The organism is Enterococcus sp. AZ035 (genome assembly GCF_050548325.1).
In the GTDB taxonomy this organism is placed as follows: Bacteria; Bacillota; Bacilli; order Lactobacillales; family Enterococcaceae; genus Enterococcus; species Enterococcus faecalis.
In genome coordinates this window covers 1,449,346-1,462,573 of the sequence record NZ_CP172958.1, presented here as the reverse complement: position 1 = coordinate 1,462,573, position 13,228 = coordinate 1,449,346, and the positions used below count along the sequence as shown (strand labels likewise).

Here is a 13,228-nt window from a genome sequence, read left to right as displayed (position 1 = left end):
ACAATCTATTTTCTGAATAATGAACGCCTTTTTCCGTAGTCTGAAAGTTGTAATTCAAAGAATGATTAACAATATTTTTATATACGAGTCATTATAGTATGGCATAAGCATTTCGAATAACAGACTTATTCAGCAAATAAATGAGAGAGAATTCTGTTTTTGTTGTTTAAAAATAATGAGGTTATTTCATAAGGCATACTTTCTTCATACGTGATTTCTAAAGGACTATCTTTATCAAAAGAAATAATTTGTGAGTCAGGCATTGCAAGTAATATAGGTGAATGAGAGACAATAATAAACTGAGACCCCTCATCAATTAGTTTTTTTATAGATATCATTAAGGCTAGTTGGCGTTGAGGTGAGAGAGCCGCTTCAGGTTCATCTAACAGGTACAGACCATTTCCTCTAAACCGATGGTTCACCAGATTCAAAAAACTTTCGCCGTGTGATTGATGATGTAGGGATTTATCGCCATATTCAGAAAAATCTAAGTCTATATTTTCTGCATATGTAGCAACATTGTAGAAACTTTCAGCTCTTAAAAAGAAGCCATCCGTAGCACGCTTTACACTTTTTGCAACAGTTAAATAATTATGTAAATCCAAGTGAGTATCGTTTGTAGAGAAATTAAAATTAATACTACCGCCTTCAGGATTAAATCCCCAATTGACTGCGATTGCTTCTAATAAAGTGGATTTTCCAGTTCCATTTTCACCTGAAAAAAAAGTAATAGGTTTTTTAAAATTTAGTGAATTAAATTTATTCAGCCCTTCAATTTTTGAAAAAACAGAATCTTCTTCAAAAGCTTTGAGTTCTAGTCTTTTTAAAAAAATATTTTCCATGATAAAGTTTGCTCCTTTCTAGTCTTTTCAAATTAAAGCTTGAATTACTAGATATACTTTAACATTAATTTTTCTTTAAAGGTAGATAAATTTGTTTATAAAAAAGCTGCATATAGGTAAGTCGAAAGTAGAAGATTCGTGTAAACAATAAAGCGTATCAAGAGTTTGTTTAGTAGGTAACGACTAGATAAGAATAGAAAGATAACGGTGGGAGATCTCCTTTTTCGCAAAAAAGCTAGAGAAATGCGTATTTTATAATTGAGGTGGTTAACATGGAAGATTTGCATGGACGTAAAATAATTATTGAAGAAACAGAACCTTCAATACAGACAAAACTGGTTTATTTACCAACAATGTTAGAGCGTTCACCCCTAACAATTCAATGTCAGCGGTGCGGGGAAGTCGTATCCAAAAAAGAAAACAGACTGGCGACAAATGTATACTACTGTCATGCGTGCATTCAATTAGGCCGTGTGACTTCTTGTCAAAAATTTTGTCATTTACCAGAAAGGCCCAATAGCCCAAGAACTGTCTTTTTTGAGTGGTCTGGACAATTAACAAAGGGACAGCAAGCGATCTCGGTTGAACTTTGTGAGACAGCAAAAGCAAGAGAGAATCGCTTAGTGTGGGCAGTTACAGGTGCAGGTAAAACAGAAATGTTATTTGCTGTTTTGCACCAAACCTTACAAGAAGGGGGACGAATTGCGCTGGCTTCGCCGCGTGTCGATGTTTGCTTAGAACTGTTTCCCAGAATCCAAGCGGTTTTTCCTCACGAAGCAATTGCTTTACTTCATGGAAACAGTCAAGAAGCGTATCGTTATACGAAACTAGTGATTTGCACCACCCATCAATTATTGAAATTCCATCAAGCGTTTGATTTACTTATCGTTGATGAAGTCGACTCTTTTCCTTTTGTTAATAACGAGCATCTTTATTATGGAGTGCGTAACGCACGAAAAAAAAGAAGTAGTTTGGTGTACTTAACAGCAACCCCTACGAAAGAATTACGGAAGCTTTTACAGCAAAAGAAGTTAGCGGCCAGTATTTTGCCAGCAAGATATCATCGTAGGCCATTACCTGTGCCACGCCGATTTTGGGTTCAGTCGTGGCAACGTATTTCTACCAAAAATATTAAAATCATTGCACATCATTTGAAACGTTTATTGGTGCGTAATTCAGTTTTATTATTTTGCCCAAGCATTCCATTAATTCACCAATTGCATGCATTAATAGCTGAGCGATTTTCCGACAAAGAAGTTGTCGCCGTTTATGGTAGTGATGAACTTCGCCTGGAAAAAGTTCAAGCAATGCGTCAGCAGAAAACGGATATTTTGATCACTACAACCATTTTAGAACGTGGTGTGACTTTTGATGCAGTCTCAGTTATTGTTTATGGTGCTAATCATCGAGTCTTCACTTCTTCAACACTTGTCCAAATTGCGGGCCGAGTCGATCGAAGACAAGAATTCAATTACGGCGAAGTTTTATTTTTACATGATGGGGAAACAAGAGACATGAAAGAGGCAATTCGGCAAATAAAGCAAATGAATCGCTTGGCTAGCAAACGAGGGATGTTAGATGGATTGTAAAAATTGCACAAGCCCCATTCGTTTGGAGATAACATTAAAAATGCTCTTACGTTTTAAAAAATGGGCGAGGCCTTCACTTTGCCAGCACTGCCAAGCAAAGTTCCAGAAACTGCCAATGACAGGGACTTGTTTTGGCTGTAGCCGAGTCAGCCAAGAGCATTATTGTTTTGATTGTCAAAGGTGGCAGCTGCTTTATCCAGAGTATTCTTTTCATAATACAGCGTTGTTTCATTATGATGAAGGAATGCAAAAGTGGATGGAACGCTATAAATTTCAAGGAGACTATCGCTTAAGAATGTGTTTTAACGAGGAAATCAACTTTTACTTTCAGCAACAATCTGCGGACTATATTATTCCGGTGCCCTTATCCGAAAAACGAATGCAAGAACGAGGCTTCAACCAAGTAATTGGCTTACTAGAAGCGGCTGATGTTCCGTACAGCCCTTTTTTAATTAGAAAAGAGGAAAATGTTCCGCAATCTAAGAAAACTAGAAAGGAAAGGATGCGGTTGCAACAACCATTTGCCATCCAAAAAGAAAACCAAAAAAAATTAAAAAATTGTTCTGTTATTTTGGTGGATGACATCTATACCACTGGACGAACTCTTTTTCACGCAGCGGCTGTTATCAATGACTGTTATCCTAAAAGTTTGAATACGTTTACTCTCGCGCGGTAAAAAGAAAAGAATTCATAAATTTGATGACTATTTTGTTGGCAAAACCCAGATTATTCGATATAATGAAATTAAGAAGAAGGGAATTAAAGAGTGGTCCTTTAATCTTTTCTTTACTGGTAGATGAAAGGGGTAATTGTTATGTTTAGATATAATGTACGTGGAGAAAATATCGAGGTAACCGAAGCGATTCGAGACTATGTTGAGAAAAAAGTCGGTAAATTAGAAAGATATTTCAGCGATTCACCTGAAGCAACGGTTCACGTGAATTTGAAAGTGTACACTGAAAAAACAGCCAAAGTCGAGGTTACTATTCCTCTTCCTTATCTAGTTTTACGAGCTGAAGAAACGTCACCTGATTTATACGCAAGTATTGATTTGGTTGTCGATAAATTAGAACGACAAATTCGTAAATTTAAAACAAAAATCAACAGAAAATCTCGTGAAACAGGACGTAACAATACAAAAGCCGCTGTCTTCTTAGTTGGTGAAGAAACAGAAGAAACACCTTCAGAATTAGACATCGTTCGTACAAAACGTCTATCATTAAAACCGATGGACAGTGAAGAAGCTGTTTTACAAATGAACATGTTAGGACACAACTTCTTCATTTTTGAAGATGCTGAAACAAATGGAACAAGCATTGTTTACCGTCGTAAAGATGGCAAATATGGCTTGATTGAAACAGACTAAAGCTTAAAATAAGAGCTGAAATGCCTTCGTGCATTTCAGCTCTTTAAACATCTTTAAAGCACGGAGTAAAGAAAAAATAAAGAAATACATAAAATAACTTTAAAAGTTCCTCTTTTAAAGGAAAATGTCTGTAAAATAGAGAGAAATGGTTTTCTTTCTCGTCAAGTAATGATAAAATAAAACGGATAGATTGTGCTTCTTGTACAAAAAGGATACAAAAATAAAAAGAGGTAATTGAAAGGAACACAGATACCAATGGCAAATTTTTTGAAAAAAATGATCGAAAACGATAAAAAAGAATTAAGACGATTAGAAAAAATCGCCGATAAAATTGATGCACATGCAAGTGCAATGGAACAACTAAGCGATGAACAATTACGTGAAAAAACAGATGAATTTAAAGCCCGTTATCAAAAAGGGGAAACCTTAGACGAACTATTACCAGAAGCGTTTGCGGTTGTCCGTGAAGCTGCTAAACGTGTACTAGGTTTATTCCCATACCGTGTCCAATTAATGGGTGGGATTGTGCTTCATGACGGGAACATTCCTGAAATGAGAACAGGTGAAGGGAAAACCTTGACTGCCACAATGCCTGTATACTTGAATGCACTATCTGGCGAAGGAGTACACGTTGTTACAGTTAATGAATACTTAGCAACCCGTGACTCTAACGAAATGGGAGAATTATATAATTTCTTAGGCTTAAGCGTTGGCTTAAACATTAACTCTAAATCTTCTGATGAAAAACGTGAAGCGTATAACTGTGATATCACTTATAGTACAAATAACGAATTAGGATTTGACTATTTGCGTGATAACATGGTTGTTTATCGCAGCCAAATGGTTCAACGTCCATTAAACTATGCAATTGTCGATGAAGTGGATTCAATCTTAATTGATGAAGCAAGAACCCCATTAATTATTTCTGGACAAGCTGAAAAATCGACAGCACTCTATACGCGTGCCGATAATTTTGTCAAACGCTTAAAAGAAGACGAAGATTACAAAATTGATATTCAGTCTAAAACAATTGGTTTAACAGAAGCAGGGATTGAAAAAGCGGAACAAACTTTCGGATTGGATAACCTGTACGATATTGAAAATACAGCATTAACGCACCATTTAGATCAAGCGTTACGGGCAAACTATATCATGTTATTAGACATTGATTACGTGGTTCAAGACAATAAAGTCTTAATTGTTGACCAATTTACTGGTCGTATCATGGATGGTCGTCGTTATTCTGATGGCTTGCATCAAGCGATTGAAGCAAAAGAAGGCGTCGAAATTGAAGATGAAACAAAAACAATGGCGACGATTACGTTCCAAAACTACTTCCGGATGTACAAAAAACTAGCCGGGATGACTGGTACTGCTAAAACAGAAGAAGAAGAATTCCGTGAAATTTACAATATTCAAGTCATTCAAATTCCAACCAATCGTCCAATTATCCGTGACGATCGTCCAGATTTACTTTATCCAACCTTAGAAAGTAAATTTAATGCAGTGGTGGAAGATATTAAAGAACGTTACCACAAAGGACAACCAGTGTTGGTGGGGACTGTTGCGGTAGAAACGTCAGAATTACTTTCGGATAAATTAAACGCAGCTAAAATTCCTCATGAAGTATTAAATGCGAAAAATCACTTTAAAGAAGCCGAAATCATTATGAATGCCGGTCAAAAAGGCGCAGTTACAATTGCAACAAATATGGCTGGTCGTGGAACGGATATTAAACTTGGTTTAGGTGTACTTGAACTAGGTGGTCTAGCGGTTATCGGGACAGAACGTCATGAGTCACGTCGTATTGATAATCAGTTGCGTGGACGTGCAGGACGTCAAGGGGATCCAGGGGTTTCACAATTTTATTTATCTTTAGAAGATGACTTAATGAAACGCTTTGGTTCAGAACGAATTAAAACATTCTTAGAACGAATGAATGTGCAAGAAGAAGATGCAGTTATTCAAAGTAAAATGTTTACTCGCCAAGTAGAGTCTGCTCAAAAACGTGTGGAAGGAAATAACTATGACACACGTAAAAATGTCTTACAATACGATGACGTGATGCGCGAGCAACGTGAAGTTATTTATGCGCAACGACAAGAAGTAATTATGGAAGAAAATGACTTGTCTGATGTATTGATGGGCATGGTAAAACGGACGATTGGCCGAGTGGTGGATAGCCATACACAATTAGAAAAAGAAGAATGGAATTTAGATGGGATTGTCGATTTTGCAGCCTCAACACTTGTCCATGAAGATACGATTTCTAAAAAAGATTTAGAAAATAAATCAGCTGAAGAAATCAAAGACTACTTAGTGGCACGTGCGCAAGAAGTATTTGAAGAAAAATCTCAACAATTGAATGGTCAAGAACAACTGCTAGAATTTGAAAAAGTTGTCATCTTGCGTGTCGTCGATACTAAATGGACAGATCACATTGATGCAATGGATCAATTACGCCAATCTGTCGGCTTACGTGCGTACGGTCAAAACAACCCATTAGTAGAATATCAAACAGAAGGTTATTCTATGTATAACAATATGGTGGGTTCAATCGAATATGAAGTAACACGTTTATTCATGAAATCGGAAATTCGCCAAAATGTCCAACGTGAGCAAGTAGCTCAAGGACAAGCGGAACATCCAGAAACAGAACAAGATGCAGCTGCACAAAGCAACACAAGTGCGAAGCGTCAACCTGTGCGTGTAGATAAAAAAGTGGGCCGTAATGATTTATGCCCATGCGGAAGTGGCAAAAAATTCAAAAATTGTCATGGAAGAAACGCTTAATTAAAGAAAAAACGCAGGGTGGGGCAATTTGTCCCGCCTTTGCTCTTTTTACAATAAAGAGAAAGAAGGAATCATTTTGGAAAACCCAGAAATTCGTACATTATTAGACGAAATGACACAAAAAATTACTAGCTTCAGGAGGTCTCTTTGACTTAGACCAGTTAGAAGAAGACATTGCCGAGGCGGAAAATCGGATGGGAGAACCTGGTTTTTGGGACAACACAGAAACGGCTCAAAAGCTAATTAACGAAACCAATAGTTTGAAAGAAAAATATCAACAATTTCATCAGCTCTCTGAGGAACTTGACGAATTAACGGTGATGTTTGAATTACAACAAGAAGAATATGATGCAGAGATTCAAGAAGAATTGGAAGAAAGAATTCATCTCTTGCAAGAACGTTTAACAACGTATGAGCTATCCTTACTACTAAATGAGCCATATGATCATAATAACGCCCTAATTGAATTACACCCTGGTGCCGGTGGTACTGAATCACAAGATTGGGGAAGTATGCTTTTACGAATGTACACACGTTGGGCAGAAAGTCACGGTTTCCAAGTTGAAACGTTGGATTACCAAGCTGGAGATGAAGCAGGGATTAAAAGTGTCACCTTATTAATCAAAGGTTACAATGCTTATGGTTACCTAAAATCTGAAAAAGGTGTCCATCGTCTTGTGCGGATTTCGCCCTTTGATTCCGCTAAACGCCGTCATACTTCGTTTTGTTCAGTTGATGTAATGCCTGAATTAGACGACACAATAGAAATTGCGATCAATCCAGATGACTTAAAAATTGATACCTATCGAGCAAGTGGTGCCGGTGGTCAGCATATTAATAAAACAGAATCGGCTGTTCGAATTACACATATTCCAACAGGCACCGTTGTCGCAAGCCAAGCACAACGTTCTCAATTAAAAAACCGTGAGCAAGCAATGAGTATGTTAAAAGCCAAATTATATCAATTGGAAATGGAAAAGAAAGCCCAAGAAGCAGCAAGTTTACGTGGTGAACAGATGGAAATTGGCTGGGGCTCACAAATCCGTTCTTACGTGTTCCATCCGTATTCAATGGTCAAAGACCATCGGACAAATTACGAAACCGGCAATGTACAAGCTGTGATGGATGGAGACCTTGATGGTTTCATTGATGCCTACTTAAAACAGCGCTTAAGTTAAGCTCTTCATTAAATTGAAATAAAAATGTAACTTAATGCAAGAAGTTTGCAATATTGACATGTTATAATGAGTAGGATTGAAGAAAAAAGAGATGGAGAGAACGCCATGATTGAAATGAAAGATGTAATGAAGAAATATTCGAATGGTACAACAGCGATTCGAAATATTTCAGTAGAGATTGACCAAGGCGAGTTCGTCTATGTGGTTGGTCCCTCAGGTGCAGGGAAATCAACCTTTATTAGATTAATGTATCGTGAAGAAAAAGCAACAAAAGGTAATTTGACAGTTGCAGGTCATGATTTAATGAAAATAAAAAATAAAGAAGTTCCTTATTTACGTCGTGAAATCGGCATCGTTTTCCAAGACTATAAACTATTACCAAAGAAAACTGTGTATGAGAACGTGGCCTATGCGATGCAAGTTATCGGACGGCGTCCTCGCGAAATCAAAAAACGCGTGATGGAAGTTTTAGATTTAGTCGGTCTAAAACATAAGGTACGTGTTTTTCCAAGCGAACTTTCTGGTGGGGAACAGCAACGGGTATCCATTGCACGAGCAATCGTAAATACACCGAAAGTTTTAATTGCCGATGAACCAACTGGGAACTTAGATCCAGAGAATTCATGGGAAATCATGAAATTGTTGGACCGGATTAACGCACAAGGAACAACAGTCGTGATGGCAACGCATAATAGTACAATTGTAAATACGATTCGTCACCGTGTTATTGCCATTGAAAATGGTCGCATTATCCGTGACCAAGTGGAAGGAGAATACGGCTACGATGATTAGAACATTCTTTTCTCATTTATTTGAAAGTATCAAAAGTTTAAAACGGAACGGTTGGATGACTGTTGCCTCAGCAAGTGCGGTTACAATTACATTAGTTTTAGTTGGTATTTTTATGGGCGTTATTTTTAATGCAACGAAACTTGCTGATGATATCGAAAAAAACGTGACAGTGTCTGTCTTTGTCGATATTGGTACAAAACAAAATGAAATGAAAACATTAGAAAAACAACTTAAAGGATTAGACAATGTTGAAGATATTTCTTATTCAAACAAAGATCAACAATTGAAAAAAATCCAAGAACAAATGGGGGATGCCTGGAATCTTTTCGAAGGCGACAGTAACCCATTATACGACGTGTATTATGTCCGTGCAAAAACACCAGAAGACACGAAAGATATTGCGAAACAAGCAGCTAAATTCCCAAGTGTTTTTAAAGCCGATTACGGTGGTGTAAACTCAGACAAAATCTTTAAAATCGCTCAAACCGTTCGAACTTGGGGCTTAGCAGCTGCTGCATTACTTTTATTCGTTGCAGTGTTCTTAATTTCCAACACTATTCGGATTACGATTTTATCTCGTCAAAAAGAAATCCAAATTATGCGTCTTGTAGGAGCGAAAAACAGTTTCATTCGTTGGCCGTTCTTCTTAGAAGGTGCTTGGATTGGGTTGATTGGCGCAATCGTGCCAGTCATTATTATGACGTTAGGCTACCATCAAGTTTATAACATGTTTAACCCGCAGTTATTGCGTTCGAATTATTCATTAATTCGTCCAGAAGATTTTATCTGGAAAGTCAATCTATTAATGATTGCAACAGGAATGATTATTGGATCACTAGGTTCAGTTATTTCAATGCGTCGTTTCTTGAAAATTTAAACGAAAAAAGCTCTCCATTTTGGAGAGCTTTTTTTGTTTTAGTTTTAAAATACTTGTTATTTAATTTAAGAGTTTTCTCAGTTGTACCAACAAATTGATAACTTATAATTTTCAAGTCCTACATATAATGGTAAAATAGAATAGATTGAAATTAATTGGAGGAATAATGAATCGATGAAAAAAAGATTGCTATTATTTATTGGTTTGGCAAGTATACTTACTTTGACAGGATGTGCAAAATGGATTGATCGTGGTGAATCCATCACAGCGGTAGGCTCATCAGCTTTACAACCATTAGTAGAGACAGCGAGTGAGGAATATCAAAGCCAAAATCCGGGAAGATTTATTAATGTCCAAGGTGGCGGAAGCGGAACAGGTCTGAGTCAAGTCCAATCTGGTGCGGTAGACATTGGTAATTCTGATTTATTTGCAGAAGAGAAAAAGGGCATCAAAGCGGAAGACTTAATTGATCATAAAGTTGCTGTCGTTGGGATTACACCAATCGTTAACAAAAATGTCGGTGTCAAAGATATCACAATGGAAAATTTAAAGAAAATCTTTTTAGGTGAAGTAACAAACTGGAAAGAACTTGGCGGGAAAGACCAAAAAATTGTTATTTTGAACAGAGCGGCCGGTAGTGGTACGCGCGCTACTTTTGAAAAGTGGGTCTTGGGAGATAAAACAGCCATTCGTGCGCAAGAACAAGATTCCAGCGGCATGGTTCGTTCCATTGTTTCTGATACACCAGGAGCGATTAGTTATACCGCATTTTCATATGTTACTGATGAAGTAGCTACGTTAAGTATTGATGGTGTTCAGCCAACAGATGAAAATGTAATGAACAATAAATGGATTATTTGGTCTTATGAACACATGTACACTCGTAAAAATCCAAGTGATTTAACCAAAGAGTTTTTAGACTTTATGTTGTCAGATGATATCCAAGAACGTGTGATTGGTCAATTAGGGTATATTCCTGTTTCGAAAATGGAAATTGAACGGGATTGGCAAGGAAATGTCATTAAATAATTCTCTTAACACAAAATTTACAAACTTAACATAAAATTTACATGTTATTAAAAACAAATTGATGTAAAAAAGGTACACTATTTTTATCTGTAAAAGTTGGATTGTTTGAGGAGGAAATATTCTTGGAAGATGTACAGAAAAAATTATTAACAAAATCGAAAAGAGCCAAGATGGAGCAACGAGGGAAATTTATTAGTTTCCTATGTATTGCCTTAATTGTAGCAGTGGTTGTTTCAATTTTCTATTTTGTTGCAAGTAAAGGACTTGCTACATTCTTTAAAGATAAGATTAATGTGTTTGATTTCTTATTTGGAACAAACTGGAACCCAAGTGATATCGGCGCAGACGGTAAACCCATGGTTGGGGCTTTACCAATGATTGCGGGTTCCTTTATTGTAACGTTTTTGTCAGCGATTGTTGCGACGCCATTTGCGATTGGAGCGGCTGTTTTTATGACAGAAATTTCACCTAAAAAAGGAGCGAAATTTTTACAACCAGTTATTGAATTACTTGTAGGGATTCCCTCTGTTGTTTATGGATTTATTGGTTTATCTGTCATTGTTCCTTTTGTCCGTTCAATCTTTGGCGGAACTGGCTTCGGTATTTTAGCTGGTACGTTTGTGCTATTTGTCATGATTTTACCAACGGTTACTACGATGACCGTAGATGCATTAAAAGCTGTACCTCGACATTATCGTGAAGCGTCGTTGGCGCTTGGTGCTACGCGTTGGCAAACGATTTATAAAGTTGTCTTGCGGGCAGCTGTGCCTGGTATTTTAACTGCGGTTGTCTTTGGTATGGCTCGTGCGTTTGGTGAAGCCTTAGCAATCCAAATGGTAATCGGAAATGCAGCTGTGATGCCAACTAGTTTGACAACACCAGCTTCGACACTAACAAGTATTTTGACAATGGGGATTGGGAATACAATTATGGGAACAGTTGAAAACAACGTTCTTTGGTCTTTAGCCTTGATTCTATTGTTGATGTCTTTACTATTCAACATTGTTATCCGAATTATCGGTAAGAGAGGAGCCTTAAAATAATGAATGCAAAAAAAGCAGATAAAATCGCAACAGGTATCTTATATGCCGTATCTGGCGTCATTGTTTTAATTTTGGCGGCCTTACTGATTTACATTTTAGCTAGAGGAATTCCACATATTTCGTGGGAATTTTTAACACAACCATCCAGAGCCTATCAAGTTGGTGGTGGGATTGGTATTCAGCTTTTTAACTCACTATATTTACTATTGATTACAATGATTATTAGTATTCCAATTTCATTGGGTGCTGGAATTTACTTATCGGAATATGCGAAAAAGAATTGGTTAACTGATTTAATTCGTACCTCGATTGAAATTTTAAGTTCATTGCCTTCCGTTGTTGTCGGGCTGTTCGGCTTCTTGATTTTCGTTGTACAAATCGGATATGGCTTTTCAATCTTATCAGGTGCGTTAGCATTAACATTTTTTAACTTACCATTATTGACTAGAAATGTTGAGGAATCTTTGAAAGCCATTCATTATACACAGCGTGAAGCGGGGTTAGCCTTAGGTCTTTCACGTTGGGAAACAGTTAAAAAAGTTATTTTGCCAGAAGCATTACCAGGAATTTTGACAGGTGTTATTTTGAGTTCTGGTCGGATTTTCGGTGAAGCCGCTGCGTTAATTTATACAGCAGGACAAAGCGCACCTGCCTTAGATTTCAGTAATTGGAATCCATTGAGCGTTTCAAGTCCAATTAGCATTTTCCGTCAAGCGGAAACGTTGGCTGTGCATATTTGGAAAATTAATACCGAAGGAACGATGCCAGATGGCGCTGCGGTCTCAGCAGGTGCCTCCGCTGTGTTAATTTTAGTAGTTTTACTTTTCAATTTCGGCGCTCGTTTTATCGGCAACCGTCTTTATAAGAGAATGACATCAGCTTAATGTTAGGGGAATTAGCATGAAAGAATACAATTTAAATGATACCCATTTACTTCAACTAGATAGCCAAAAAGACCCGATTGCGTTACACACGGAAGACTTACATGTCTTTTACGGGGACAATGAGGCTATCAAAGGTGTTGATTTGCAATTTGAAAAGAACAAAATAACCGCCTTAATTGGACCTTCTGGTTGCGGTAAATCCACGTATTTACGTTCGCTAAATCGTATGAACGATGGCATTGCCAATTCACGTGTTACTGGAAAAATCATGTATAAAGATGTCGATGTCAATACGAAAGAAGTTGACGTCTACGAAATGAGAAAACGCATTGGCATGGTTTTTCAGCGGCCCAATCCATTTAGTAAATCTATCTATGAAAATATCACATTCGCATTGAAACAGCACGGTGAAAAGGATAAGAAAAAATTAGATGAAATCGTTGAAACAAGTTTGAAGCAAGCCGCACTTTGGGATCAAGTGAAAGATAACTTAAATAAAAGCGCCTTAGCTCTGTCTGGTGGGCAACAACAACGTTTGTGTATCGCTCGGGCAATTGCGATGAAACCAGATATTTTATTGTTAGATGAACCGGCAAGCGCGTTAGATCCGATTTCAACAGGAACGGTTGAAGAAACGTTAGTGAATTTAAAAGATGATTACACGATCATCATTGTGACACATAACATGCAACAAGCGGCGCGGATTAGTGACTATACAGCTTTCTTCTATATGGGTAAAGTCATTGAATACGATCATACAAGAAAAATCTTTACACGACCAAAAATTCAAGCAACGGAAGACTACGTTTCAGGACATTTTGGTTAGGAGGAGCAA

Annotated in this window: 12 protein-coding genes; 11 read left to right on the top strand and 1 reads right to left on the bottom strand. The window is 37.3% G+C overall.

Features of this window, described 5'->3' with window-relative positions:
• Nucleotides 1-125: 125 nt before the first annotated feature.
• Nucleotides 126-842, bottom strand: coding sequence for an AAA family ATPase (locus IGL32_RS07060; RefSeq protein ID WP_010712529.1), 717 nt, complete (start codon nt 840-842; stop codon nt 126-128).
• 272 nt (nt 843-1,114) lie between these two features.
• Here IGL32_RS07060 and IGL32_RS07055 point away from each other — a divergent pair, with 272 nt between their 5' ends.
• The 11 genes from IGL32_RS07055 (at nt 1,115) to pstB (ending at nt 13,219) form a co-directional block, all read left to right on the top strand.
• Nucleotides 1,115-2,431: a DEAD/DEAH box helicase gene (locus tag IGL32_RS07055; protein WP_033789315.1), complete on the top strand. Its 1,317-nt coding sequence runs from the start codon at nt 1,115-1,117 to the stop codon at nt 2,429-2,431.
• Nucleotides 2,421-3,107, top strand: a complete 687-nt coding sequence (locus tag IGL32_RS07050; protein ID WP_126268127.1) for a ComF family protein — start codon at nt 2,421-2,423, stop codon at nt 3,105-3,107. The genes IGL32_RS07055 and IGL32_RS07050 overlap by 11 nt, the downstream gene beginning before the upstream one ends.
• Nucleotides 3,108-3,245: 138 nt before the next feature.
• Nucleotides 3,246-3,797, top strand: a complete 552-nt coding sequence (hpf, locus tag IGL32_RS07045) for a ribosome hibernation-promoting factor, HPF/YfiA family (protein WP_002357293.1) — start codon at nt 3,246-3,248, stop codon at nt 3,795-3,797.
• Between the two features lie 255 nt (nt 3,798-4,052).
• Nucleotides 4,053-6,590, top strand: coding sequence for a preprotein translocase subunit SecA (gene secA / locus IGL32_RS07040; RefSeq protein ID WP_002381826.1), 2,538 nt, complete (start codon nt 4,053-4,055; stop codon nt 6,588-6,590).
• Nucleotides 6,591-6,666: 76 nt separating this feature from the next.
• A protein-coding gene (gene prfB, locus IGL32_RS07035; RefSeq protein ID WP_111997025.1) for a peptide chain release factor 2 occupies nt 6,667-7,768 on the top strand; the annotation gives its coding sequence in 2 pieces (ribosomal slippage) (nt 6,667-6,738 and nt 6,740-7,768; 1,101 coding nt in all).
• A 105-nt stretch (nt 7,769-7,873) separates the two neighbouring features.
• On the top strand, nt 7,874-8,560 hold the full coding sequence (gene ftsE / locus IGL32_RS07030; RefSeq protein ID WP_002361935.1) for a cell division ATP-binding protein FtsE: 687 nt from the start codon (nt 7,874-7,876) through the stop codon (nt 8,558-8,560).
• Nucleotides 8,553-9,437, top strand: a complete 885-nt coding sequence (gene ftsX, locus IGL32_RS07025) for a permease-like cell division protein FtsX (protein WP_002364071.1) — start codon at nt 8,553-8,555, stop codon at nt 9,435-9,437. The genes ftsE and ftsX overlap by 8 nt, the downstream gene beginning before the upstream one ends.
• A gap of 174 nt (nt 9,438-9,611) precedes the next feature.
• Nucleotides 9,612-10,466, top strand: a complete 855-nt coding sequence (locus tag IGL32_RS07020; RefSeq protein WP_002397362.1) for a phosphate ABC transporter substrate-binding protein PstS — start codon at nt 9,612-9,614, stop codon at nt 10,464-10,466.
• Between the two features lie 122 nt (nt 10,467-10,588).
• Nucleotides 10,589-11,509, top strand: coding sequence for a phosphate ABC transporter permease subunit PstC (gene pstC, locus IGL32_RS07015; protein ID WP_002357299.1), 921 nt, complete (start codon nt 10,589-10,591; stop codon nt 11,507-11,509).
• Nucleotides 11,509-12,393, top strand: a complete 885-nt coding sequence (gene pstA, locus IGL32_RS07010; RefSeq protein ID WP_002357300.1) for a phosphate ABC transporter permease PstA — start codon at nt 11,509-11,511, stop codon at nt 12,391-12,393. The genes pstC and pstA overlap by 1 nt, the downstream gene beginning before the upstream one ends.
• A 16-nt stretch (nt 12,394-12,409) precedes the next feature.
• Entirely contained in the window at nt 12,410-13,219 is an 810-nt protein-coding gene (gene pstB / locus IGL32_RS07005) for a phosphate ABC transporter ATP-binding protein PstB (protein ID WP_002357302.1), read from the top strand.
• Nucleotides 13,220-13,228: the final 9 nt, after the last annotated feature.

Coding starts and splice junctions, on each gene's coding strand:
- IGL32_RS07020 (WP_002397362.1), top strand. CDS start 9,612: ATGAAAAAAAGATTGCTATTATTTATTGGTTTGGCAAGTATACTTACT.
- ftsX (WP_002364071.1), top strand. CDS start 8,553: ATGATTAGAACATTCTTTTCTCATTTATTTGAAAGTATCAAAAGTTTA.
- IGL32_RS07050 (WP_126268127.1), top strand. CDS start 2,421: ATGGATTGTAAAAATTGCACAAGCCCCATTCGTTTGGAGATAACATTA.
- IGL32_RS07060 (WP_010712529.1), bottom strand. CDS start 842: ATGGAAAATATTTTTTTAAAAAGACTAGAACTCAAAGCTTTTGAAGAA.
- IGL32_RS07055 (WP_033789315.1), top strand. CDS start 1,115: ATGGAAGATTTGCATGGACGTAAAATAATTATTGAAGAAACAGAACCT.
- pstB (WP_002357302.1), top strand. CDS start 12,410: ATGAAAGAATACAATTTAAATGATACCCATTTACTTCAACTAGATAGC.
- ftsE (WP_002361935.1), top strand. CDS start 7,874: ATGATTGAAATGAAAGATGTAATGAAGAAATATTCGAATGGTACAACA.
- secA (WP_002381826.1), top strand. CDS start 4,053: ATGGCAAATTTTTTGAAAAAAATGATCGAAAACGATAAAAAAGAATTA.
- hpf (WP_002357293.1), top strand. CDS start 3,246: ATGTTTAGATATAATGTACGTGGAGAAAATATCGAGGTAACCGAAGCG.
- pstA (WP_002357300.1), top strand. CDS start 11,509: ATGAATGCAAAAAAAGCAGATAAAATCGCAACAGGTATCTTATATGCC.